This is a genomic window from Petropleomorpha daqingensis, from assembly GCF_013408985.1.
GTDB lineage: Bacteria > Actinomycetota > Actinomycetes > Mycobacteriales > Geodermatophilaceae > Petropleomorpha > Petropleomorpha daqingensis.
Map to the genome: position 1 here is coordinate 999,637 of NZ_JACBZT010000001.1, position 22,895 is coordinate 1,022,531.

The following is a 22,895-nucleotide window of genomic DNA, read 5'->3' on the forward strand; positions in this document are numbered from 1 at the left end:
ATGCCGTCGCAGACGAGAGTGGCGGCGGGTCCTTGAGCAGTACTTGCGCGGCGTCAGGACCCGGCTTGCGCGGTCAGTCCAAGGTTCCGCAAGCCCGTAGGGTGCTGAGCACGAGCGCCTCGGTGACGCGGACGACCTCGTCGATCTCGACCGCCTCGTCGGGCCCGTGCGCCAGGCGGACGTCACCGGGGCCGTAGTGCAGCGTCGGGACGCCTTCGGCGGCGTAGAGCCGCAGGTCGCTGCCGTACGGGGCGCCGCGCTCGCGCAGCGCCGGGCCGCCGGTGACGTCGGTGTGCGCCGCCTGCACCAGGTCGCGCAGCGGGTCCCCGGCAGGCAGGTGGCCCCCGGCGAACTGGCCGCCCGACCAGCGCACCACCGGCGGGTGGTCGCGCAGGAACGGGTCCTGCGCGGCGACCTCGGCGATCCGCTGCTCCAGCTCGCGCCGGGCCTCGGCCGGGTCCTCCTCGATGCGCAAGCCCAGCCGCCCGTCGGCGACCAGCAGGTCCGGCACGCTGCTCGACCAGTCCCCCGCCCGCAGCCGGCCGATGACCAGCGGGTAGGGCACGGGGTACTCGCGCATCAGCGGCTCGACGACCGCGTTGCGCTCGGCCTGCAGCGCCGCGAGCGCCCAGTGCAGGGAGAGGTAGGCGTCGATCGCGCTCGCGCCGGCGTACGGCGTGCTCGCGTGCGTGGCCTTGCCCTGCACCTCGAGGGTGAAGGTCAGCGCGCCGGCGGCCGCGGTGATCAGCGTCCCGCTGGTCGGCTCGGTGATGATGCAGGCCTTGCCGGTGTGGCCGCGGGCCAGCGTGCCGAAGGCGCCGAGGCCGCCGTCCTCCTCGCCGATCACGAGGTGCAGGGCGACGCCGTCCCGGAGCCGGACGCCGGACGTCGCGATCGCGGTCATCGCGGCGAGGTTGGCGACGACGCCGGCCTTCATGTCGCAGGCCCCGCGCCCGTGCACGCGGCCGTCGGTGACGGTCGGTCCGAACGGGTCCGACCGCCACTGCGCCCGGTCGCCGGCGGGGACGACGTCGACGTGCCCCTGCAGGACCAGCGCCGGGATGTCGCTCTCCCCGGGCCGCGTGCCGACCAGCCCCCATGCTTCGCCGCGCTCGACCTCGACGCCGGGGAAACCGGGCGCGGCGGCCAGGGCGGGCAGGTCCATGGACCAGAGGTCGACGTCCATCCCGAGGCCGTCCAGCCGCGTGGCCAGCACCCGCTGGATGTCGGCCTCGGCGTCGGCGCCGCCGACGCTCGGGATGGCGAGCAGGGCGGTCAGTTCGGCCACGATCACGGCGGGATCGACGGCGGCGAGGGCTGCTTCCTCGGCGCGGGAGAGGATCGGCACGGCCCGCGAGCGTAGGGCTTCCTCGAGTCGTCGTGGTGGCACGCGATCACGTCCGCCACGGTGACCTCACCCGGTGACAGACTCCCGTCCGGACACGTCCTCCTCCCGCCGAAGGAGCCACCGATGGGCAACCCCATCCCGGTCGTCGACCTGACCCCGTGGCGGGAGGGCACCGCCGCCGGACGGGCCGCGGTCGCCGCCGAGATCGACCGCGCGCTGGTCGACATCGGCTTCCTGCTGATCACCGGGCACGGCGTGCCGGCCGACCTGCCGGACCGCATCCGCGCCGCGGCGCAGGCGGTGTTCGACCTGCCGGAGGAGGTCAAGGCCGGCTACCGCGGCGGCGTGGGTGAGACGTCGTGGCAGCCGCGGGGCTGGATCCCGCCCGGGGTCGAGGCCAACGGGCTGTCGGAGGGGACGCCGACGCCGCCGGACCTGAAGGAGAGCTACGTCGTCGGCAGCAGCGAGCCGACCGGGGACGCCGCGGTGGACGTGGAGTGGTACCAGCCCAACGTCTGGCCCGACGAGGTCCCGCAGTTCGAGGCCCTGGTGACGGAGTACCTGGGGTACATGCACGGACTGGCCGACGACCTGCTCCGGCTGACCGGGGTCGCGCTGTGCCTGCCGGAAGAGCACTTCCTCGCCGCCGCCCGGCACCCCACCTGGTCGTTCTACGCGAACTGGTACCCGTCGCTCGCGCACCTCGGTCCGGTGGCCGACGGCGCCCTGCGGATCGGTCCGCACACCGACTTCGGCTCGTTCACGATCCTAGACCGGCAGCCGTCGGCCTCCGGGCTGCAGGTCTGGAGCCAGGACCAGGGCTGGGTGGACGCGCCCTACGTGCCCGGCTCGTTCACGATCAACATCGGCGACATGCTGGCCCGCTGGACCGGCGACCGCTGGATGTCCAACCGGCACCGCGTGCTGCCGCCGAGCGCCGAGACGCCCGACGAGCAGATCATGTCGCTCGTCTACTTCCACGAGGCCGATCCGACGGCGCTGCTGGAGAGCGTCCCGCCGCCGGTCGGCCGGGTCGTGCACCCGGCGGTCGTCGCCGGGAACTACCTGCGCGACAAGCTCGCCGCGATCGCCGTCTGAGGTCAGACGGTCTCGACGCAGCCGACCTCGAGGGCCCGCTGGGCGGCCGCCAGGACGGCGACCACCTCGCGGCCGAACCCGACGTCGCACGGGTGCGTGCCGCCGGTGGTGGCCGCCTGGGTCAGCTCGGTGACCGCGACCTGGTGCGCCGCGCGGGCGGCCGGGCCGGCCTCGGGCAGCAGCGTGATGCGGCCGGCGTCGCCGTGCACGAAGAACTCGACGCCGCTGCTCATCGGCGCGACCGTGTGCGACAGGCTGACCGTGCTGGCCGCGCCGGACTCGTGGGTGAGGATCAGGTGCACCGTGTCGCCGAAGCCGGCGCCGGTCTGCACGCGCGTGACCGGCCCCAGCGCGGGGATGAACAGCGACAGCGCGTGCGGGCCGATGTCCCAGAGCGCACCCTGCTCCTTGCGCCAGGTGGAGTCCTTGAACGGGCTGTCGGGCTGGTAGTTGTTGCCCAGCCAGCTGCCCGCGCCACCGGCGAGCTTGGTCCGCGCGGCCTGGGCCAGCCAGGTCGCCGTCGCCTGCTGGAAGCGGAAGGTGAAGAAGACGACGGAGGCGACGCCGTTGTCCCGGACGGCGGACACCAGCCGGTCGGCGTCCTCGACGGTCAGCGCGATCGGCTTCTCCAGCAGCAGGTGCTTGCCCGCCTCCGCGGCCCGGATGGCCAGCGGCACCTGGACGTCGGGCGGCAGTGAGAAGGAGACGGCATCCACCTCTGCCAGCAGCGCGTCGACGTCGTCGTAGCCCTGGACGTCGAACTGAGCGCCGAGCGCCTTGGCCTTGGCGAGGTTGCGACCCCACACGCCGACCAGTTCGGCGTCCTCGTGCTCGGCGATGCTGGCCGCGTGGATCTCCCGGGCCCAGAAGCCCGTGCCGAGGACGCCGAAGCGCATCAGACCGCGCCGAACTGGCGGTCGCCGGCGTCGCCGAGGCCGGGGACGATGTAGGCCTTGTCGTTGAGGCCCTGGTCGACGCTGGCGGTGAAGATCCGCAGCGGCAGGCCGCTCTCCTCGAGCCGCTTGAGGCCTTCGGGCGCGGCCAGCGCGCAGAGCACCGTGATCGACGTGGTGCCGCGGTCGGTGAGCAGCGTGCAGCAGTTCACCAGCGAGCCGCCCGTGGCCAGCATCGGGTCGAGCACGAACACCTCGCGGCCGACCAGGGACTCCGGCAGCGAGGCCATGTAGGCCTTCGGCTGGAAGGTCTCCTCGTCGCGGGCGAGGCCGACGAAGCCCATCTGCGATTCCGGCAGCATCCGGTGGGCGGTGTCGGCCATGCCGAGGCCCGCGCGCAGGACCGGGACGATGAGCGGCGGTGCCGCGAGGGAGTAGCCCGTCGTCCCGGTGACCGGGGTGTTGATCGGCTCCTCGGCGAGCTGCAGCTCGCGGGTGGCCTCGTACACCAGCATCTGGGTGAGGTCGCGCAACGCCGCCCGGAAGTTGGCGTTGTCGGTCCGCTCGTCCCGCATCCGGGACAGGCGGGCACGGGCGAGCGGGTGGTCCACGACGGTCAGCTGCACGCGCGCCACCGTATCGGCCTGCGGTGACACGCCCTACCCCGCGCTGGCCAGAGCCTCGTCGGTGGGCGCTGGTCGGACGGTGAGGATCTCGGTGCCGTCGGGTCGGTAGGTGTGCCATCGCCCGGCGGTATCTCGTTCGATCGTGAAGCCGTGGTGGACCTGGGTGTGGTGCCGTTCGCAGAGCAGGCCGGAGTTGGCGAGGCTGGTTTCGCCGCCTTGGGCCCAGTGGATGAGGTGGTGGACCTCGGACCACCAGTGCGGCGCGTTGCAGGCGGCGAATACGCATGTCTGATCACGGACGATGACGGCTTTTCGCAGTGCTGGGGTGACCAGACGGTGGGTGCGGCCGAGGTCGAGCGGCTCGCCGTTCATGCCGAGGACGATGCGGGTGATGTCCGCGTCGCAGGCCAGCCAGCGGGCGCGGGCGGCGGAGATGATCGCGCCGAAGCCGGCCCTGGCCGCGCCCTTGCCGGTGGTGGGGTCGAGCAGGTCCTCGAGGTCCACGTTCACCGCGATGTGCGGCCTGACGGTGCGCAGCATGGGCAGCGTGCCGCAGCCGAGGTGGAGGTCGGCGAGCTGCACCCACGCGTCGGCCTGCCGCTGACCGACGGTGCGCTCGTCGCCGGCGGGGCGGTCGGTCTGGTTGATCGACTCCAGCGCCGTGGTCACCTTCTCGGCACCGGCGGGATCGAGGTGGAACCGGCCGGTGATCGACCCGTCGGCGTGCCGGGTGAAGGTCAACGTCCGCTGCTCGGTGGGATCGGGTTCCGGCCCGTCGGTGTCGAGCATCTCGAGGAAGGTGTGCACGGCCTTCTTCAGGTCCTCGTGCGGCGCGACGGCGGCCAGGCGGGTCAGGACACGGGCGGTCTCGGCCAGGTCAACGCCTTGGGCGGCGGCCAGCGCGACCGGCCGCGGCGCGATGATCTTCGCGATCTCCGACACGTGATCAGCGGTGAGGTTCCCGACCGCGTGCGCCGTGGCGACCGCGGGCAGTTGCTCGAGCGCCCGGCCGTTGCGCACCACCTGCGATGCCGCAGCTGTCGACAGCCGGCCGTGCCCCCGCAGCCATGAGGCGGCGGTCGCCTGCCCGTCGGCGGCGAATCCCTGTTTGCTGTCTGCTACCCGGACGGTGCGCGCCAGCTCGGCGTCGATCCGGTTGCGCTCGGCGACCAGGGCACGCGTGCGGTCGAGCAGCTCAGGGCCGCTCAGCGCGTGGAGGTCGTCGGAGGACATGACCGCAACGCTAGCGACGCACCAGCCTCGACGCCGTGACGAATCCCCAGGTCACAGCCCTGTCCACAACTCGTTGCCGGACCTTGACACCGACGGGTGAGCGCCGTCGAGAACGGGTCGACGGGCAGGGGAGAATGGTGCCCATGACCCACGTGCTCGAGCCCGACGCGCCGTCGGTGTACGCGCGGCCCATCACCGGGCCGCTGCCGCCGTACGACGACGTCACCCGGTCCGACTCGGCGTTCCGCGCCTTCCTCCACGGCCTGCCGGGCGTCGACCAGGTCGGCGCGGAGGCCCGCGCGGCCCAGCTGGGCACCCGCTCGATCAAGACCACCGCCAAGGCGTGGGCGATCGACACCGCCATCTCGATGGTCGACCTGACCACGCTGGAGGGCGCCGACACCCCCGGCAAGGTGCGCAGCCTCGCCGCGAAGGCCCGCCGTCCCGACCCGACCGACCTCACCGCGCCCAGCGTCGCCGCCGTCTGCGTCTACGGCGACCTGGCCGGCATCGCGAAGGAAGCCCTCGAGGGCACCGGCATCCACGTCGCCGCCGTCGCCACCGCCTTCCCCAGCGGCCGGGCCAGCCGCGCGGTCAAGCTCGCCGATGTCAAGGACGCCGTGGCCAACGGCGCCGACGAGATCGACATGGTCATCGACCGCGGCGCGTTCCTCGCGGGCCACTACCTCGACGTCTACGAGGAGATCGTCGCGGTCAAGGAGGCCTGCGGCGGCGCCCACCTCAAGGTGATCCTCGAGACCGGCGAGCTGGTCACGCTGGACAACGTCCGCCGCGCGAGCTGGCTGGCCATGCTCGCCGGCGGCGACTTCATCAAGACCTCCACCGGCAAGATCAACCCCGCGGCCACCCTCCCGGTCTGCCTGGTCATGCTCGAGGCGGTGCGCGACTTCCGCGCCGCCACCGGCCGGCAGATCGGCGTCAAGCCCGCCGGCGGCATCCGGACGACGAAGGATGCGATCAAGCACCTCGTCCTCGTCAACGAGACCGCCGGCGCCGACTGGCTGACCCCTGACTGGTTCCGCTTCGGCGCCTCCAGCCTGCTCAACGACCTGCTCCTGCAGCGGCAGAAGCTCCGCACCGGCCACTACTCCGGCCCCGACTACGTGAGCGTCGACTGATGACCAGCGTGTTCGAGTACGCCCCCGCCCCCGAGTCGCGCAGCATCGTCGACGTCGCGCCGTCCTACGGCCTGTTCATCGACGGCGAGTTCGTCGACGGCACCGGGACGCCGTTCAAGACGGTGAACCCGGCGACCGAGGAGGTCCTCTCCGAGATCGCCAGCGGCAGCGAGGCCGACGTCGACCGCGCGGTCAAGGCGGCGCGCAAGGCGTTCACCCGCGTCTGGGGTCCCATGCGCCCGGCCGACCGAGGCAAGTACCTGTTCCGGATCGCCCGGATCCTGCAGGAGCGCGCCCGCGAGTTCGCCGTCCTGGAGTCGCTGGACAACGGCAAGCCGATCAAGGAGAGCCGGGACGTCGACGTCCCCCTGGCCGCGGCGCACTTCTTCTACCACGCGGGCTGGGCCGACAAGCTCGACTGGGCCGGCCTCGGCCCGGCACCGCAGCCGCTGGGCGTGGCCGGGCAGGTCATCCCCTGGAACTTCCCGCTGCTCATGCTGGCGTGGAAGGTCGCGCCGGCGCTGGCCACCGGCAACACCGTCGTCCTCAAGCCGGCCGAGACCACCCCGCTGACCGCACTGCTGTTCGCGGAGGTCTGCCGCCAGGCCGACCTCCCTCCCGGCGTGGTCAACATCGTCACCGGCGCCGGCGACACCGGCCGCGCGGTCGTCGAGCACGGGGACGTCGACAAGGTCGCGTTCACCGGCTCGACCGAGGTCGGCCGCTCGATCGCGCGCGCGGTCGCCGGCACCCGCAAGAAGCTGACCCTCGAGCTCGGCGGCAAAGCGGCGAACATCGTCTTCGACGACGCCGCGATCGACCAGGCGGTCGAGGGGATCGTGCAGGGGATCTTCTTCAACCAGGGGCACGTCTGCTGCGCGGGCTCCCGGCTGCTGGTGCAGGAGTCGATCCACGACGAGGTCATCGCAAGCCTGCAGCGGCGGATCGGCACGCTGCGCGTCGGCAACCCGCTGGACAAGAACACCGACATCGGCGCGATCAACTCCGCCGAGCAGCTGGCCCGCATCCGCGAGCTGTCGGAGATCGGCGAGGCAGAGGGCGCGCACAAGTGGCAGCCGGCCTGCGAGCTGCCCGAGCGCGGCTACTGGTTCCCCCCGACGGTGTTCACCGACGTCTCCCCCGCCCACCGGATCGCCCGCGACGAGATCTTCGGGCCGGTCCTGTCCGTCCTCACCTTCCGCACGCCGGACGAGGCGGTCGCCAAGGCGAACAACACCACCTACGGGCTCTCGGCCGGGATCTGGACGGAGAAGGGCTCGCGGATCCTCAAGATCGCCGACCAGCTGCGCGCCGGCGTGGTCTGGGCCAACACGTTCAACAAGTTCGACCCGACGTCGCCCTTCGGCGGCTACAAGCAGTCCGGCTACGGCCGCGAGGGCGGCCGCCACGGGCTCGCCGGCTACCTGAAGGGGGCTTCCGCGTGACCGCCGAGCGTCTCGCCGTCCGCAAGACCTACAAGCTCTACGTCAACGGCGCGTTCCCGCGCTCGGAGTCCGGCCGCAGCTACGAGGTCACCGACGCCAAGGGCGGCTTCCTCGCCAACGCCGCGTGGGCCTCGCGCAAGGACGCCCGGGACGCCGTCGTCGCCGCCCGCGCCGCCTTCGGCAAGTGGTCCGGCGCCACCGCGTACAACCGCGGCCAGGTGCTCTACCGCGTCGCCGAGGTGATGGAGGGCCGGCACGAGCAGTTCTGCGCCGAGGTCGCGGCCGGCGAGGGGCTCTCGTCGTCCAAGGCCCGGGCCGCCGTCGACGCCGCGATCGACCGGTGGGTCTGGTACGCGGGCTGGACCGACAAGCTCGCCGCCGTCCTGGGCGGTGCCAACCCGGTCGCCGGGCCGTACTTCGACTTCAGCCTGCCCGAGCCGAGCGGCGTGATCGCGGTGCTGGCACCGCAGCAGTCGAGCCTGCTCGGCCTGGTCAGCACGCTCGCGCCGGTGCTGGCGGGCGGCAACACCGCCGTCGTCGTCAGCTCCAAGGAGCGGCCGCTGCCCGCCGTCACCCTCGGCGAGGTGCTCGAGACCAGCGACGTCCCGGCCGGGGTGGTCAACATCCTGACCGGTGACGCCGCCGAGATCGGCCCGTGGCTGGCCGAGCACGCCGACGTCGACGGGATCGACCTGACCGGCGCACCGGCCGGGCGCGCGATGGAGTTCGAGCGCGAGGCCGCGGGCACGATCAAGCGCGTGCTCCGTGCCCCCGCCACCGAGCCGGACTGGACCGCCGACCCCGGCCTGTCGCGCATGACCGCCTTCCTCGAGACGAAGACGGTGTGGCATCCCATGGGTGTCTGAACAACCCGGGGGCGCACACCCAGGCGGAACCGGCAGGATGGGCCCGTGGCCAGACCGAGCATCGTCCCGATCGCCCTCACCGTCGACGACCGCACCGGGTACACCCTTTGGGCTCCGCCGTGGGAGGAGGACGGCGAGGAGTGGCAGGCCTTCCTCGGCACCACCGAGGACGACACCGCCAAGGTGCACCTCTTCCCCACGCCGGCGGCGCTGGCGGCGTTCTGCCGCTCGCACACCGACCACGACCTGGCCGACCACCCGGTCTGGCCGGTCGTCGTCGGCCTGGGCGCCGCGGACCTGACGCCGGACGACGACCACCGCTACGACCTCGACGGCGTCTACGACATCGCCGCGGAGAACCCCGACCGCTGGGCGGTCGAGGAGCTCGCCGCGACCATCGACATCGTCGGCCGGCTCGCCGAGTGCCTCGACACCAGCGAGGACGACGACGAGGACGACGACGAGGAGGAGTCGGAGGGCCAGTTCGAGGCCGTCGCCGACCTGGTCGGACGGCCCGAGGTCGGCTCGCTGGGGCTCGGCGTCGAGGCCTTCGTCGGCCGCTCCGGCGAGGACGCGTGGGTCGGCGTCGGCGGCGCGCTCGACGAGCTGTGGGAGGACGTCGTCGAGGAGCTCTCCGAGCACCTGGACTGGACCGGCGGCGGCACGGTCACCGTCGAGGACTACCCCGCCGCCGACGAGGCCGAGGAGGCCGACGAGCCGGAGGACGCCGAGGAGGTCGCCGAGGCCCAGGAGGCGGAGGCCGTCGACGAGGCCGACCACGAGGCCGCGGCCGCCCCCGCGTCCGGCGTGCGGACCATCGGCGGCGGCAGCCGGATCACCGCCTCGCCGGCCGCGGTCGCCGCCGCGCAGGAGTTCTGGGAGGCGGTCGGCATCCTGCCGGTCGAGGTCGTCGTCCCGGGGGCGGCGGGCGTGACGCTGCGCTGCTACGTCGAGGACGTCGCCCGCTTCCTCGGCTCGAACGGCGAGATCTGGGTGTTCGACACGCCCACGGACCTGGCGAAGTTCCTCTCCACCAACACCGAGGACCACGACCTCGCCGAGATCGCCTCGTGGCCCGAGGTCGCCGACAGCGACACCCTGCCGCTGCCCTCCGAGCAGGACCGCTACGACCTGACCGAGCTGTCCGAGGTGCTCACCGAGGTCGCCGACGGCGCCTCCGGGCTGCTCTCCTCGCAGGCGTTGGCGCAGCCGGTCGAGGGGATCCGCGACATCGCCGAGTACGCCGGCCTCAAGCGGGTCGACGAGCTGCTGTCGCCGCCGTCCTCGCTGGGGCGGGCGATCGCGCTGAGCGAGCGCGAGCCCGAGGCGCAGCTGCGCCCGGAGGACGCCGCGGCGATCAAGAGCGACTGGGACGACGTCGTCACCGCCGTCACCGGCGCCCTCGTCTGGCGCGACTGAGAAACGACAGAAGGCGCGATTCCTGCCGGGCAGGAATCGCGCCTTCTGCGGTTGATCGGGCCTAGCGGGAGGTGCGCTCCGCGGGGCGCCGGCCCTGGCCGCGGTAGCGGCTGGGACCGCGCTCGCCGTCACGCGGCGAGCGCTCCCCGTAGGACCGCTCCCCGTAGGACCGCTCGCCGTACGAGCGACGCGGCCGGTCGCCCTGGCGGGGACGACGCGGACCACCGCTGCGCGGCTTGTGCTCGCGCGCCGGGCGCTCCACCGGCTCCACCGGCACGCCGGAGGCGACCAGCTCGGCGATCGGGGCGTCGCCCGGACGGATCCGGTCGACGCGCGGGTCGACCTTCGCCTGCCGGAAGCGCCGCTTGGCCTGGCCGACCTGGTCGGGCAGCAGCAGCGAGACGACCACGCCGCTGGCCCCGGCGCGGGCGGTGCGGCCCGAGCGGTGCTGGTAGGTCTTCGCGTCCGCCGGCGGGTCGTAGTGCAGCACCAGCGAGACGTCGTCGACGTGGATGCCGCGGGCGGCGACGTCGGTGGCGACGAGCACCGGCGAGCGGGCGTCGGTGAACTCCTCCAGCGCACGGCGGCGGGCGCCCTGCGGCATGCCGCCGTGGATCGCCTCGGCCTTGATGCCGACGGCCTTGAGGTTCTCCGTGAGCCGGTCCACACCGAGCTGGGTGCGGGCGAACACGATCGTGCGGCCCGGGCGGGCGGCCAGCTCCTGCGCGACGGCGAGCTTGTCGCGGAAGGCGAGGCTGTAGGCCAGGTGCTCCGCGGGCGGGGCGGAGTCGGCGGCCGACTTCACCTCGTGCCGCGCCGGGTCCTTGAGGTACCGGCGGACGAGCGTGTCGACCTCGCCGTCCAGCGTGGCCGAGAACAGCAGCCGCTGGGCGGAGGGGTCGGTGGCGTCGAGCAGCTCGGTGACGTCGGGCAGGAAGCCCAGGTCGGCCATGAAGTCGGCCTCGTCGAGGACGCTGACGACGACCTGCGACAGGTCGGCCTCGCCCTGGCCCATCAGGTCGAGCAGCCGGCCCGGGGTGGCGATGACGACGTCGACGCCGCGGCGCAGCTGCTGGACCTGGCGGTGCATCGGGGCGCCGCCGTAGACGGTGCTGACGAACAGGCCGAGCGCCTGGCCCAGGGGCGCCAGGTTGTCGGCGACCTGCTGGGCGAGCTCGCGGGTCGGCACGAGCACGAGGCCGCGCGGGGCGCGGGGACCACGCTGCACGTCCTCGGCGAGACGGGTCAGCAGCGGCAGGCCGAACGCGAGCGTCTTGCCCGAGCCGGTGGCCGCCTTGCCGAGCACGTCGCGGCCGGCGAGCGCGTCGGGCAGCGCCGAGGCCTGGATGGCGAACGGCGAGCGGATACCCCGGCGCTCCAGCGCCGTGACCAGCGTCTGCGGCAGGCCGAGCTGGGCGAAGGTCGGGGTGGTGGGGTCTTCAGAAGTGGTGTTCGGGACGTCGACGACGTCGACAGGGTCGATCAGGGACATGCGGTGGTGGGACTCCGATACGCACTCGGGCGCGTCCCGTGGCGATAGGCGGCCGCCGGTTCCGGCGTCCTCACTGGCGATCCCGGACGTCATCGACGACGTCGGATCTGCACGGATGCGCTCATGCCCGGACGGACCGTCCGGGAGGATGGCCGGCGAGTGCCGGCACACCTACCGTAGCAGCGCAGGTCGGTTCGGCATTCCGACCGTGATCAGGCTCGCAGCGCCGCGTAGCCCGGACGGACGACGTCGTCGCGCAGCCGCGCCTTCTCCGCGTCGTCGGCGAAGGCGGCCGCCAGCGCCCGCTCGGTCACCCTGGCGACGTCGTCCCAGCCCCAGCCGAACGTCGTCACCACGTCGGTGAACTCGCTGGTGACCGACACGCCGCTCATCAGCCGGTTGTCGGTGTTGAGCGTGACCGCGAAGCCGAGCCGGTGCAGCCGGTCGACCGGGTGCGCGGCCAGCGACGGGTAGGCGCCGGTCTGCACGTTGGACGACGGCGCCACCTCCAGCGGCACCTGCTCCTCGCGCACCCGCACGGCGACCGGGCCCAGCGCACCGTCCTCGAGCACCTCGTCGGCGATCCGCACGCCGTGCCCGAGCCGCTCGGCCCGCGCGCCGTCCAGCGCCGCCCGGATCGACTCGACCCCGGCCGCCTCGCCGGCGTGGATCGTCCGGTGCGCGCCCGCGCGGTCGAGCAGCGCGATTGCCGACGGGATGCGGTCGGGCGGGAACCCGTCCTCGGGGCCGGCCAGGTCGAAGCCGACGACACCGGCGTCGCGGTAGCGGACGACGAGCCCGGCGACCTCGTCCCACCGGTCGTTCTGCCGCATGGCGCACAGCAGCGTGCCCACGGTGATCGGCGTCCCGCCGGTGGTGGCCTCCTTCATGCCTGCCGCGTAGCCGTCGAGCATGGCCTCGACCGCCTCCTCGATCGGCATGCTGCCCGCGACCAGCTCGGGTGCCATGCGCACCTCGGCGTACACGACGCCGTCGGCCGCCAGGTCGAGGGCGCACTCGCGGGCGACGCGCTGCACCGCCTCGGGCCGCTGCATCACGCCGACGGTGTGCGCGAACGTCTCCAGGTAGCGCACCAGCGAGCCGGAGTCGGCCGCCTGCCGGAACCAGACCCCGAGCGCGGCGGCATCGCCTGCCGGCAGGTCGCGGTAGCCCACCTCGTCGGCCAGCTCGAGCACGGTCTGCGGGCGCAGCCCGCCGTCCAGGTGGTCGTGGAGGAGCACCTTGGGGGCGCGGCGGAGGGTCTCGGCGGACAGTGGTGCAGGCACGCCGGGAAAGCTACCCAGCGAGCGGGCGCGCGGGAGCGCTCAGGGGCAGAGTGCGCGTGTCACCGCCGTCGCCAGCCAGGCCGCGTAGCGCTCTCGCGACCACCCGCGGCGCAGCACCAGCCGTTCGTACGTGTCGATGGCCAGGTAGTTCCAGAGGACGTCGCGGACCTCGTCGAGGTCGATCCCCGGCCGCAGCTGACCGGTGTCGAGCAGGTGCCGGCCGAGCGCGGTCATCCCGGCGAGCCCCTCCTCCTCGAGCGCCTCCCAGACCGGCTGCAGCGAGCCGTCCACGTGGCGGCCGTCGCGGATGAGGGCATGCACATCGGCGGAGCGGGCCTGGCGCTCAGCCAGGCCGTGGACGAACAGCCCGATCTTCCGCCGCACGTCGGGCTCGTCGTGCACCGCCGCCGCGGCCGGCCGCTCGGCGACCGGCACCGGCTCGTCGTCTCCGGCCACCGCCAGGTCGAAGACCGCCTTCGCCAGCGCCGCCTTGGTCCCGAAGCCCTTGTAGACGCTCTCGGCCGAGACCCCCGCCTGCTGGGCGACGGCCGCGACGGTGGTCGCCCGGAACCCGTGGCGCTCGAACAGGTCCCGCGCCGCGAGCACCACCGCGAGCCGCCGCGCCCGGGCCTGCGCCTGCCGGCCGGACGCGTCGTAGGACCTCTTGACGTCGGTCACCCGGAGCTCCATTCTTTGGTTACAGTCCCACTGTAACCAAATGAGGTGGCCATGACCGCCCACACCCCCTCCGCAGTCTCGACCGACCCGGTCGCCGTCGCCGTGCGCAGCATCCACGCCATGGCCGACGGAGACCGAGCCGCCTTCACCCCGCTGTACCGGCCCGACGCCGTCGACCACGAGAACCCGGTCCAGCCGCCGTCCTCGCGGGTCCCCGGCGCCGACGGCTTCTACGCCACCGCGCTGTGGCTGCGCGGTGCCTTCGCGGAGCTGCGCTACGACATCCACCACGCGCTCGCCGACGGCGACCTGGTTGCGGTCAGCGCGACCATGAACGGCCGGCACACCGCACCGATCGCGTTCCACACCGACGACGGCTCGGTGGACAGCGTCTTCCCGCCGACCGGGCGGACGTTCGCCATGACCCAGTCCCACTGGTTCCGCATGCAGGACGGCCGGATCGTCGAGCACTGGGCGAACCGGGACGACCTCGGGACGGCCCGGCAGCTGGGCTGGATCCCGCCGTCGCCGGCCTACCTGTTCCGGATGGCCCGGGCGAAGCGCCGCGCGCTGCGGGCTACCGGGCCTCGCGGTCCTGCCAGCGGAAGGTGAGGACGCACAGCACGAGTCCCCCCACGCACCAGATCGCCAGCACGAGCGCGACCCTGCCGAGCTCCCACGACCCGGCCGGCTCCTGCGCGGCGAAGGAGTCGGGCAGGAACACCGAGCGCAGCCCCTGGGTCATCCACTTCAGCGGGAAGAACGAGGCGATCGTCTGCAGCCAGCCCGGCACCTGCGTGAACTGGAAGAAGACGCCGGAGATGAACTGCAGCACCAGCGCGATCGGGGTGATCGTGGCCGACGCCGAGCGGCCGTTCTTCGCCAGGCTGGAGACGGCGATGCCGAAGATCGTGCACGCCGCGGAGCCCAGCAGCGTGACCCAGACGAAGGTGACCCAGTCGCTGCCGGTGGGCAGCGGGACCTTGTAGAAGACCGTGCCGATCAACAGCAGCAGCACCACGATGAGCACCGTCACCGCCAGCACCTGCACGACCTTGCCGACGAAGTAGGCGCTCTTCGGCATCGGCGTGCCGGCCAGCCCCTTCAGGGTCCCGTCGGAGCGCTCGGTGGCGATGCTGATCGCCATGTTCTGCAGCCCGGCGCCGAGGATGCCGGCGCCGATGATCCCGGCCATGAAGTACTGCACGAACCCGACGCCCTGGCCGAGGTTGTAGTTCAGCACCGCGCCGAACACGAGCAGCAGGATCACCGGGAAGGCGAGGGTGAAGACGACGGACTCCCGCTGCCGGAAGAACTCCTTGAGCTCCACCCCGGCGCGCACCCGCCAGACGGCCGGCACCGGCGGCAGCGACCGCTCCAGGGTCGTCACGAGGGCTCTCCGATCATCGTCAGGTAGACGTCCTCCAACGTCGGCCGGTTGACCGCGAGGTCCGGCACCTCGCCGGAGAACCGGCCGGCCAGCTCCCGCACGAACGCCGTCGGGGTCGCCGTCGCCTCGCTGCGCCGGACGCCGTCCTCGGTCCAGTGCACGATCGCGGGTGCCGACGCCCGCCCACCCAGCTCGGCCGGGACGGCGACCTCCACGAGCCGCCCGCGGGCGATCACGCCCACCCGGTCGGCCAGCGCCTCGGCCTCGTCGAGGTAGTGCGTGGTGAGCAGCATCGTGGTGCCCAGGTCGCGCAGCGAGCGGATCAGCGACCAGAACTGCCGCCGGGCCTCGGGGTCGAAGCCGGTGGTCGGCTCGTCGAGGAAGAGCAGCGTCGGCCGGCCCACGATGCCCAGGGCCACGTCGAGCCGGCGCCGCTGGCCGCCGGACAGCGACCGGCCGCGCGACTTCGCCTTCTCGGTGAGCCCGACCAGCTCGAGCACCTCGTCGGGGTCGCGCGGGTCGGCGAAGTAGGAGGCCTGGGCGCGCAGCAGCTCGCGGCAGGTCAGCGCGCTGTCGCCGGCGCCGGACTGCAGCACGATGCCCAGCTGCGCCTTCCACGCCCGGCCGCCGTCGGCCGGGTCCTCGCCCAGCACGCGGACCTCGCCGCCGTCGCGGGGGCGGTAGCCCTCGCAGATCTCCACCGTCGTCGTCTTGCCCGCGCCGTTGGGCCCGAGCAGGGCGAAGATCTCACCGCGCCGGATGTCGAGGTCCAGCCCGTCGACCGCGGTGAACTCGCCGTAGCGCTTGACCAGCCCGCGGATCGAGATCGCCGCGTCCGGGTCCGGCGCGCCGGCGTCCGCGCCGAGCACCGGAGCCGAGGAGGAACGTGTCACAGGCGCTGAGTGTGCTCCTGTGACCTATGTCCCCTGGATGCGGTCGATCAGCAGCGGCAGCGGCGCGTCGTCGGTGTCGACGCCGATCGCCCCCCCGAGCGCCGCCAGCGCCCGCTCGATGCGCGCCGGGTCGTCGGTGTGCAGCTCGAGCAGCGGCTGCCCGGCGGTGACCTGCTCGCCGACCCCCGCCGTCCAGGTGACGCCGGCAGCCGCGGACACCGGGTCCTCCTTGCGGGCCCGGCCGGCGCCCAGCCGCCAGGCGGCGACGCCGAGCGCGAAGGCGTCCAGCTTCGTCAGCGTGCCGGTCGCCGGGGCGTTGACCACGTGCTTCTCGGCCGGCTGCGGCAGCGGCGCGTCCGGGTCGCCGCCCTGCGCGGCGATCATCCGCCGCCACACGTCCATGGCCCGGCCGTCGCGCAGCGCCTCGGCGGGGTCGACGTCGGTCCGCCCGGCCCCGGCGAGCATCTCCCGGGCCAGCGCCAGGGTGAGCTCGACGACGTCGTCCGGACCGCCGCCGGCCAGCACCTCGACCGACTCGGCCACCTCGACCGCGTTGCCGGCGGCGCGGCCCAGCGGCCGGTCCATCGCCGTCACCAGGGCCACGGTGCGCACCCCGGCCGCCTCGCCCAGCCCGACCATCGTGCGGGCGAGCTCGCGCGAGAGGTCGGGCTCCTTCATGAACGCCCCCGAGCCGGTCTTCACGTCCAGGACCAGCGCGTCGGCGCCCTCGGCGATCTTCTTGCTCATGATCGAGCTGGCGATCAGCGGGATCGACTCGACGGTCGCGGTGACGTCGCGCAGCGCGTAGAGCTTCTTGTCCGCCGGGGCCAGGTCGTTGCCGGCGGCGCAGATCACCGCGCCCACCTCGCGCAGCTGCGCCAGGTAGGCCTCCTCGTGGACGTCGGCCCGCCAGCCGGGGATCGACTCGAGCTTGTCCAGCGTGCCGCCGGTGTGCCCGAGCCCGCGGCCGGACAGCTGCGGCACGGCCACCCCGCAGGCGGCCACGAGCGGGGCCAGCGGCAGGGTGATCTTGTCGCCGACGCCGCCGGTGGAGTGCTTGTCGGCGGTCGGCCGGCCGAGCGAGGAGAGGTCCTTGCGCTCGCCGGAGTCGATCATCGCCTGCGTCCAGACGGCGAGCTCCTCGGGCGAAAGGCCGCGGAAGAACACGGCCATGAGCAGCGCGCTCATCTGCTCGTCCGGCACCGCCCCCGAGGTGTAGGCGCCGATGATCCAGCGGATCTGCTCCGCTGAGAGCGTCGCGCCGTCGCGCTTGGCCCGGAGGACGTCGATCGCGTCGAAGCTCATGACTTCTCGATCACCCCGGCCGCGACCAGGTCGTCGGGACCGAACGCGTCGGGCAGCACCTCGCGCATCGGCACGATCCCGAGCGAGACCGTCTCGATGAGCATGTCCGCGCCGCCGTGCTCCCAGAGCAGCTGCCGGCAGCGGCCGCACGGCATGAGCGGCTGCCCGTCCCCGCCCACGCACGCGACCGCGACCAGCCGGCCGCCGCCGGTACGGGCCAGGTCGCTGACCATCCCGCACTCGGCGCACAGGCCAAGGCCGTACGAGGCGTTCTCGACGTTGCAGCCGGTGACGACGCGGCCGTCGTCCACCAGCCCGGCGACGCCAACGGGGAACTTCGAGTAGGGCGCGTAGGCGTGCGTCATCGCCTCGCGGGCTGCCGCCCGGAGCGCGTCCCAGTCGGGGGCAACCACCTAGTGCTCTCCTCGTCGGTAGACCAGGCCGTCGGCCTTGGGCGGCCGCAGTCGTTGCGACGCCAGCGACAGCACCAGCAGCGTCGTCACGTGCGGGGTGAACGACACGATGCCCGGGGGCAGGACGTCGACGGTGAACCACAGCCACAGCGCCAGACCACCGAACACCGCGGCCAGGCCGCCCTGCACGAACTTGCGCTTGGTCGCCTGCCATCCGGCGATGGCGAACAGGATCACCGCGACCAGCAGGAACAGCGCGACCACCGCCGAGCGACTGCGCAGCTGCAGGCCGTCGGAGAAGCCGAACAGCCCGGCGCCGAGGGCCAGCCCGCCGGGCCGCCAGTTGCCGAAGATCAGCGCGGCCAGACCGATGTAGCCGCGGCCGTTGGTCTGGTTCTCGCGGTAGATGCCGGCGATGAACACCAGGACGACGCCACCGAGGCCGGCGAGCGCGCCCGAGATGAGGACGCCGATGTACTTGTAGCGGTACACCGCCACGCCCAGGCTGTCGGCCGCGGTCGGGTTCTCACCGCAGGAGCGCAGCCGCAGCCCGAACGACGTCCGCCACAGCAGCAGGTACGTGGCCGGGATCAGCAGCACCGCGACGATGGTCAGCAGGCTGATCTGGTTGGTCACGCCGCGGGCCACGCCGGCGACGTCGCTGATCAGGAACCAGTGCTTGCTCTCCAGGTTCCCGAGCAGATCGGGGCCCGACGAGAGCACCGGCAGGCTGACCGTCGGCGGCCGGCCTTCCAGCGCCGGCGACTGGGTGACGCCACCGCCGCGCGGGTTGTCGGTGTAGAGGAGCTCGGAGAGGAACCGGGCCAGACCGGCGGCGAGGATGTTGATCGCGACACCGGACACGACGTGGTCGACCCCGAAGGTCACGGTGACCACCGCGTGCAGCAGGCCGCCGAGCATGCCGAACAGGACACCGCCGACGATCGCCGCGCCCCAGCCCCACTGGTAGCCGGCCCAGCCGGCGCCCCAGGTGCCGAGGATCATCATGCCCTCGAGGCCGATGTTGACCACGCCGGAGCGCTCGGAGTACAGGCCGCCGAGACCGGCCAGGCCGATCGGGACGGCGAGCAGCAGCGCGGCCGCCATCGTCGAGGACGACGTCAGCGCCTCCTGGCCGCTGATGGCCCGGACGGCGGACAGCACGACGATGCCGAGGACGATCAGCCACGTGATCCGGCGGGCCCGCCCGCCGCCGAGGAACAGCTCGGCGACCGGTCCGCGGCTGCGGGGCGCCCCGCTGGTGGCGGGAGGAGTCGTCACGGTGCTCATGCCTCGGCCCCCTGCGGCTCGTCGGTGCTGGTCTCGCGGGCGAGCGGCGTGCTGCCGTCGCCGGTCGCCGGCGCGGCCGGCTGGGCCCCGCCGCGCTGCGCGGTGCGCCGGGCCAGCCGTCGGGCGAGCTCGTTGGCGACGACGACGGCCAGCACGATCGTGCCCTGGATGATCGTGACCACCGAGGACGGGAGGCCGGCGATCTGCAGTGGCACCAGCGAGCGGTCGAGGAAGGCGAACAGCAGCGCCGCGAACGCGATGCCGACCGGGTTGTTGCGGCCGAGCAGCGCGACGGCGATGCCGAGGAAGCCCAGCCCGGCGGTGAAGTCCGTCGTGTACTGGTGCGTGTTGCCCAGCAGGTCCGGCAGCCCGATCAGGCCGGCCACGGCGCCCGAGAGCAGCATCGTCTTGAGCACCATGCTGCGGGCGTTGACCCCGCTCGCGCTCGCCGCCGACGGCGAGAGCCCGCTCGCCTTGAGGTCGAAGCCGAACCGGGTGCGACCCAGGAGGATCGCCACCCCGACGCCGACCAGGATCGCGATGATCAGGAAGCCGTAGAGCTGCCGCGGCGGGTTGGCCAGCCCGAGGACGTCGAAGATCTTGTTGAGCGAGGGCATCCAGCCCGACTCGGGGATCTCCTTGGTGCTGATGATCGAGGCGCCCGGCGCGCTCCCCAGGAACGGCCCGGTGAGCAGGTAGGACGCCAGTCCCAGGGCGACGAAGTTCAGCATGATCGAGCTGATGACCTCGCTCACCCCACGGGTGATCTTGAGGACGGCGACGATGGCCGCCCAGGCGCTGGAGACGATCATCGCGACGACGATGATCAGCAGGACGTGCAGCGGCCCCGGCAGCGCCACCGCCGCGCCGACGGCGGCCGCGACGATCGTGCCGAGCCGGTACTGGCCCTCGACGCCGATGTTGAACAGCCCCATCCGGAACGCGATGGCCACGGCCAGACCGGACAGGAACAGCGGGATCGCGCGGTTGAGGACGACGACGATCTGGGTGACCTGCTGGGTCGGGGTCTCGCCGAAGTTCAGCATCACCGTGAAGACCTGGAACGGGTTGACCCCCAGCACGGCCATCACGACCGAGGTGATGACGAGCGCGACGACGACGGCGAGGACCGGCGCGAACAGCGTCGACCCGATCCTGCGGAGGACGCTCATGCCGCACCTGCCGCGGCGGTCGTGGCCCCGGTCATGTACCCGCCGAGCTCCTCGGGGGTGACCGATCCGGGGTCGAGGGTGGCGACCAGCCGGCCGCGCAGCATGACCTGCAGCGTGTCGGACAGGCCGATGAGCTCGTCGAGGTCCGCGGAGATCAGCAGGATGCCCATGCCTCTGGCACGGGCCTCCTTGAGCAGGTTCCAGATCGCCGCCTGCGCGCCGACGTCCACGCCTCGGGTCGGGTGGGCGGCGATGAGCAGCCGCGGTTCGGAGCTCATCTCGCGGCCGACGATCAGCTTCTGCTGGTTGCCGCCCGAGAGCGCCGCGGCCATGGTGTCGGGGCCGGGCCCCCGGACGTCGTACTCCTGCATGATCCGGGCGGTGTCGGCGCGCGCCGCCTTGCGGTCGATGAAGACGCCGCGCGCCGCCGGCGGGCGTGTCTGGTGGCCGAGGACCCGGTTCTCCCAGAGCGTGGCCTCGAGCAGCATCCCCTGCCGGTGCCGGTCCTCCGGGATGAAGCCGAGCCCACCCTCGCGACGGGCGCGGGTGCCCCACGCGGTGATGTCGGTCAGTCCGCCGTCCTGCGCCAGCAGCACCGTGCCGGTGGACAGCGCCCGCAGCCCCATGATCGCGTCGACGAGCTCGGCCTGGCCGTTGCCCTCGACGCCGGCGATGCCCACGACCTCGCCCTCGCGCACCGTGAGGTCGACCCTGTCGACGACCGCGCGCCCGTCGGCGTTGAGGGTGGTCACGTCGCGCAGCTCGAGCACCGGCGTCTCGCGGACCGTCGACGTCCTGGTCTCCGGGGAGGGCAGCTCGCTGCCGACCATCATCTCGGCCAGCTGCTTGGTGGTCGTCGTCTTCGGGTCGGCCTCGCCGACGGTGGTCCCGCGGCGGATGACGGTGATGGAGTCGGCGACCTTGCGGACCTCGTCGAGCTTGTGCGAGATGAAGATGACCGTGAGCCCCTCCCGCTTGAGCTCGGCGAGGTTGCCGAACAGCTCGTCGACCTCCTGCGGCACGAGCACCGCGGTCGGCTCGTCGAGGATCAGGATGCGGGCGTCGCGGTAGAGGACCTTGGCGATCTCGACCCGCTGGCGGTCACCGACGCCGAGGTCCTCGAGCAGCGTGTCGGGCTGCAGGCCCAGGTTGTAGCGGTCGGAGATCTCGGTGATCCGGCGTCTGGCCTCGGCCCGGTCGAGCCCCACGCCGCGGTTCGGCTCGCTGCCCAGGATCACGTTCTCCAGGACCGTGAAGTTGTCGGCCAGCATGAAGTGCTGGTGCACCATGCCGATGCCGGCCGCAATGGCGTCGGACGGGTTCTTGAAGCTCACCGTCCGGCCGTCGACCAGGATCTCGCCCTCGTCGGGGCGGTGCTCGCCGTAGAGCGTCTTCATCAGCGTCGACTTGCCGGCGCCGTTCTCGCCGACGATGGCGTGCACCTCGCCGCGGCGGACCCGCAGGTCGATGTCGCGGTTGGCGACCACGCCGGGGAAGCGCTTGGTGATGCCCCGCAGCTCGACGGCGTAGGGCTCACCCTGCGGGGCGTCTGTCGTGGCCATCTGCCCTCTCCTCGTTCCTCACCCGCCGGTGCGGGACCCACTCTGCCGCACGCGCCGCACGTGAACGGAGGCTGGGAGCGCAGGAATGCTGCGCTCCCAGCCTCCGTCAGGCGACCGGGGAGGTCACGGAGTGGTCGGCACCGTGATCTCGCCGGACTTGATCTTGTCGGCGTACTCCTTGATCTGCGCCTGGATGTCGTCGATGAAGCCACCGGAGGTGGCCAGGCCGACGCCGTCCGTCTTCAGGTCGTTGACGATGTCCGACCCGCCCTTGATCTTGCCGTCGACGAAGTCGTTGATGTACGCGTCCACGGCGTTGTCGACCCGCTTGAGCACCGAGGTCATGATCACCGGCTGCAGCGTCGGGTCGCCGACCGTCTGGTACTGGTCGGAGTCGACGCCGATCGCACGGGCGTTGGAGGCCTTGGCCGCCTGGAAGACGCCGATGCCGGAGCCGCCGGCCGCCGCGTAGACGATGTCGGCACCCTTGTCGTACATGCCCTGGGCGACGATCTGGCCCTTGGCCGGGTCGTTGAAGCCGGAGAAGTCACCGGCGGGCGAGATGTACTCGACGTCGACGGTGATGTCGGGCTTGGCGGCCTTGGCACCGGCCACGTAACCGGCCTCGAAGGCCTGGATCAGCGGGGTCTGGACGCCGCCGACGAAGCCGATGTGGTTGGTCGTGGTCTTCAGCGCCGCGGCCACGCCACCGAGGAACGAGCCCTCGTTGGCGGCGAACTGCAGGCCGGTGATGTTGCTGGCACCGAGCGGCTTGCCGTCGGCGTCCAGGGCGCTGGAGTCGACGATCGCGAACTGCGTGTCCGGGTACTGCTTGGCCACGTCGCCGATGACGTCGCCGTAGGCGAAGCCGACGGCGATGACCGGGTTGTAGCCCTGGTCGGCGAGCTGGGTCAGCAGGTCGGCCCGGTTGGAGGCGTCGGAGTTCGGCGAGAGCTCGGTGTACTTGCCGCCGTTGTCCTTGGTCGCCTTCTCGACGCCGGCGAAGGCGGAGTCGTTGAACGACTTGTCGCCGCGGCCACCGGTGTCGTAGGCGATGCCGACCTTCAGGTCGCCGCCGCTGCTGCCGCTGCTCCCGCTGCCGCTGCTGTTGTTCTTCTCGTCACTGGCACAGGCGGCCAGGGCCATGCTGCCGGCCAGCAGCAGCACGGCTGCCTTCGTCATCCGCGCTCGGCGCAAGACGATCTCCTCTCTGGGAGGGCGCGCGCCGCCGTCGGGCGGAGCGTGCCCCGAACATCGGGGTCCCGCGCCACCGCCGGACCGGTTGCGACCAGCCCGGGGCGACACGTCGGAGGGGAACGCTAGCCGCGTGCAGGGGTCTGCCAGAAG

21 protein-coding genes are annotated in these 22,895 nt (G+C 72.7%); 6 read left to right on the forward strand and 15 right to left on the reverse strand.

Translation table 11 applies throughout. The features are described 5' to 3' along the window. Nucleotides 1-73: 73 nt before the first annotated feature. Nucleotides 74-1,348, reverse strand: a complete 1,275-nt coding sequence (locus GGQ55_RS04830; protein WP_366488756.1) for an ArgE/DapE family deacylase — start codon at nt 1,346-1,348, stop codon at nt 74-76. A gap of 123 nt (nt 1,349-1,471) precedes the next feature. Here GGQ55_RS04830 and GGQ55_RS04835 point away from each other — a divergent pair, with 123 nt between their 5' ends. Further along, complete coding sequence (locus GGQ55_RS04835; protein ID WP_179715371.1) at nt 1,472-2,446, forward strand: isopenicillin N synthase family dioxygenase; 975 nt, start codon at nt 1,472-1,474, stop codon at nt 2,444-2,446. Between the two features lie 2 nt (nt 2,447-2,448). Here GGQ55_RS04835 and GGQ55_RS04840 read toward each other — a convergent pair whose 3' ends face one another. The 3 genes from GGQ55_RS04840 to GGQ55_RS04850 are packed head-to-tail and all read right to left on the reverse strand — an operon-like array spanning nt 2,449 to nt 5,198. Next, nucleotides 2,449-3,342, reverse strand: coding sequence for a Gfo/Idh/MocA family protein (locus tag GGQ55_RS04840; RefSeq protein WP_179715372.1), 894 nt, complete (start codon nt 3,340-3,342; stop codon nt 2,449-2,451). Then, nucleotides 3,342-3,965: a uracil phosphoribosyltransferase gene (gene upp / locus GGQ55_RS04845; RefSeq protein ID WP_179715373.1), complete on the reverse strand. Its 624-nt coding sequence runs from the start codon at nt 3,963-3,965 to the stop codon at nt 3,342-3,344. Before upp ends, GGQ55_RS04840 begins: the two co-directional genes overlap by 1 nt. A gap of 33 nt (nt 3,966-3,998) precedes the next feature. Then, complete coding sequence (locus GGQ55_RS04850; protein WP_179715374.1) at nt 3,999-5,198, reverse strand: HNH endonuclease; 1,200 nt, start codon at nt 5,196-5,198, stop codon at nt 3,999-4,001. Between the two features lie 143 nt (nt 5,199-5,341). Between GGQ55_RS04850 and deoC the strand changes: the two genes are divergently transcribed. From deoC to GGQ55_RS04870, 4 genes are read left to right on the forward strand one after another with little or no spacing between them, the layout of a single operon-like run. Continuing rightward, nucleotides 5,342-6,337, forward strand: coding sequence for a deoxyribose-phosphate aldolase (gene deoC / locus GGQ55_RS04855; RefSeq protein ID WP_179715375.1), 996 nt, complete (start codon nt 5,342-5,344; stop codon nt 6,335-6,337). After that, entirely contained in the window at nt 6,337-7,782 is a 1,446-nt protein-coding gene (locus GGQ55_RS04860; RefSeq protein ID WP_218859168.1) for an aldehyde dehydrogenase family protein, read from the forward strand. Before deoC ends, GGQ55_RS04860 begins: the two co-directional genes overlap by 1 nt. Continuing rightward, nucleotides 7,779-8,648, forward strand: coding sequence for an aldehyde dehydrogenase family protein (locus tag GGQ55_RS04865; protein ID WP_179715376.1), 870 nt, complete (start codon nt 7,779-7,781; stop codon nt 8,646-8,648). Before GGQ55_RS04860 ends, GGQ55_RS04865 begins: the two co-directional genes overlap by 4 nt. 45 nt (nt 8,649-8,693) lie before the next feature. Further along, nucleotides 8,694-10,067 (forward strand): SatS C-terminal domain-containing protein, encoded by a 1,374-nt coding sequence (locus GGQ55_RS04870; protein ID WP_179715377.1) that lies wholly within the window; start codon nt 8,694-8,696, stop codon nt 10,065-10,067. Between the two features lie 61 nt (nt 10,068-10,128). Here GGQ55_RS04870 and GGQ55_RS04875 read toward each other — a convergent pair whose 3' ends face one another. The 3 genes from GGQ55_RS04875 to GGQ55_RS04885 form a co-directional block, all read right to left on the reverse strand. After that, a complete protein-coding gene (locus GGQ55_RS04875) occupies nt 10,129-11,559 on the reverse strand; it encodes a DEAD/DEAH box helicase (RefSeq protein ID WP_179715378.1) in 1,431 nt (476 codons plus the stop codon). Between the two features lie 212 nt (nt 11,560-11,771). Beyond that, nucleotides 11,772-12,845 carry an adenosine deaminase gene (locus tag GGQ55_RS04880; RefSeq protein ID WP_179715379.1) on the reverse strand — a complete coding sequence of 358 codons (1,074 nt, stop codon included), beginning with the start codon at nt 12,843-12,845 and terminating at the stop codon, nt 11,772-11,774. A 39-nt stretch (nt 12,846-12,884) separates the two neighbouring features. Beyond that, complete coding sequence (locus GGQ55_RS04885) at nt 12,885-13,523, reverse strand: TetR/AcrR family transcriptional regulator (protein ID WP_179715380.1); 639 nt, start codon at nt 13,521-13,523, stop codon at nt 12,885-12,887. Nucleotides 13,524-13,574: 51 nt separating this feature from the next. Here GGQ55_RS04885 and GGQ55_RS04890 point away from each other — a divergent pair, with 51 nt between their 5' ends. Further along, a complete protein-coding gene (locus tag GGQ55_RS04890; RefSeq protein WP_179715381.1) occupies nt 13,575-14,135 on the forward strand; it encodes an ester cyclase in 561 nt (186 codons plus the stop codon). Here GGQ55_RS04890 and GGQ55_RS04895 read toward each other — a convergent pair. The 8 genes from GGQ55_RS04895 to GGQ55_RS04930 form a co-directional block, all read right to left on the reverse strand. After that, nucleotides 14,101-14,913, reverse strand: coding sequence for an ABC transporter permease (locus GGQ55_RS04895; RefSeq protein ID WP_179715382.1), 813 nt, complete (start codon nt 14,911-14,913; stop codon nt 14,101-14,103). The genes GGQ55_RS04890 and GGQ55_RS04895 overlap by 35 nt on opposite strands. Next, entirely contained in the window at nt 14,910-15,806 is an 897-nt protein-coding gene (locus tag GGQ55_RS04900) for an ABC transporter ATP-binding protein (RefSeq protein WP_366488760.1), read from the reverse strand. The genes GGQ55_RS04895 and GGQ55_RS04900 overlap by 4 nt, the downstream gene beginning before the upstream one ends. 24 nt (nt 15,807-15,830) lie before the next feature. Next, nucleotides 15,831-17,111 carry a thymidine phosphorylase gene (locus GGQ55_RS04905; RefSeq protein ID WP_179715383.1) on the reverse strand — a complete coding sequence of 427 codons (1,281 nt, stop codon included), beginning with the start codon at nt 17,109-17,111 and terminating at the stop codon, nt 15,831-15,833. Then, a complete protein-coding gene (locus GGQ55_RS04910) occupies nt 17,108-17,524 on the reverse strand; it encodes a cytidine deaminase (protein ID WP_179715384.1) in 417 nt (138 codons plus the stop codon). The genes GGQ55_RS04905 and GGQ55_RS04910 overlap by 4 nt, the downstream gene beginning before the upstream one ends. After that, entirely contained in the window at nt 17,525-18,814 is a 1,290-nt protein-coding gene (locus GGQ55_RS04915; protein WP_179715385.1) for an ABC transporter permease, read from the reverse strand. Next, a complete protein-coding gene (locus GGQ55_RS04920; protein ID WP_179715386.1) occupies nt 18,811-19,986 on the reverse strand; it encodes an ABC transporter permease in 1,176 nt (391 codons plus the stop codon). Before GGQ55_RS04920 ends, GGQ55_RS04915 begins: the two co-directional genes overlap by 4 nt. Further along, complete coding sequence (locus GGQ55_RS04925; RefSeq protein WP_179715387.1) at nt 19,983-21,548, reverse strand: ABC transporter ATP-binding protein; 1,566 nt, start codon at nt 21,546-21,548, stop codon at nt 19,983-19,985. Before GGQ55_RS04925 ends, GGQ55_RS04920 begins: the two co-directional genes overlap by 4 nt. Before the next feature lie 123 nt (nt 21,549-21,671). Next, nucleotides 21,672-22,730, reverse strand: a complete 1,059-nt coding sequence (locus GGQ55_RS04930) for a BMP family lipoprotein (RefSeq protein WP_179715388.1) — start codon at nt 22,728-22,730, stop codon at nt 21,672-21,674. Nucleotides 22,731-22,895 lie beyond the last annotated feature (165 nt).

Bases quoted from the DNA above. Each gene is read 5' to 3' on its own strand.
- GGQ55_RS04835 (WP_179715371.1), top strand. From the start codon at position 1,472: ATGGGCAACCCCATCCCGGTCGTCGACCTGACCCCGTGGCGGGAGGGC.
- GGQ55_RS04920 (WP_179715386.1), bottom strand. From the start codon at position 19,986: ATGAGCGTCCTCCGCAGGATCGGGTCGACGCTGTTCGCGCCGGTCCTC.
- GGQ55_RS04915 (WP_179715385.1), bottom strand. From the start codon at position 18,814: ATGAGCACCGTGACGACTCCTCCCGCCACCAGCGGGGCGCCCCGCAGC.
- GGQ55_RS04840 (WP_179715372.1), bottom strand. From the start codon at position 3,342: ATGCGCTTCGGCGTCCTCGGCACGGGCTTCTGGGCCCGGGAGATCCAC.
- GGQ55_RS04930 (WP_179715388.1), bottom strand. From the start codon at position 22,730: ATGACGAAGGCAGCCGTGCTGCTGCTGGCCGGCAGCATGGCCCTGGCC.
- GGQ55_RS04860 (WP_218859168.1), top strand. From the start codon at position 6,337: ATGACCAGCGTGTTCGAGTACGCCCCCGCCCCCGAGTCGCGCAGCATC.
- GGQ55_RS04890 (WP_179715381.1), top strand. From the start codon at position 13,575: ATGACCGCCCACACCCCCTCCGCAGTCTCGACCGACCCGGTCGCCGTC.
- GGQ55_RS04905 (WP_179715383.1), bottom strand. From the start codon at position 17,111: ATGAGCTTCGACGCGATCGACGTCCTCCGGGCCAAGCGCGACGGCGCG.
- deoC (WP_179715375.1), top strand. From the start codon at position 5,342: ATGACCCACGTGCTCGAGCCCGACGCGCCGTCGGTGTACGCGCGGCCC.
- GGQ55_RS04925 (WP_179715387.1), bottom strand. From the start codon at position 21,548: ATGGCCACGACAGACGCCCCGCAGGGTGAGCCCTACGCCGTCGAGCTG.
- GGQ55_RS04875 (WP_179715378.1), bottom strand. From the start codon at position 11,559: ATGTCCCTGATCGACCCTGTCGACGTCGTCGACGTCCCGAACACCACT.
- GGQ55_RS04850 (WP_179715374.1), bottom strand. From the start codon at position 5,198: ATGTCCTCCGACGACCTCCACGCGCTGAGCGGCCCTGAGCTGCTCGAC.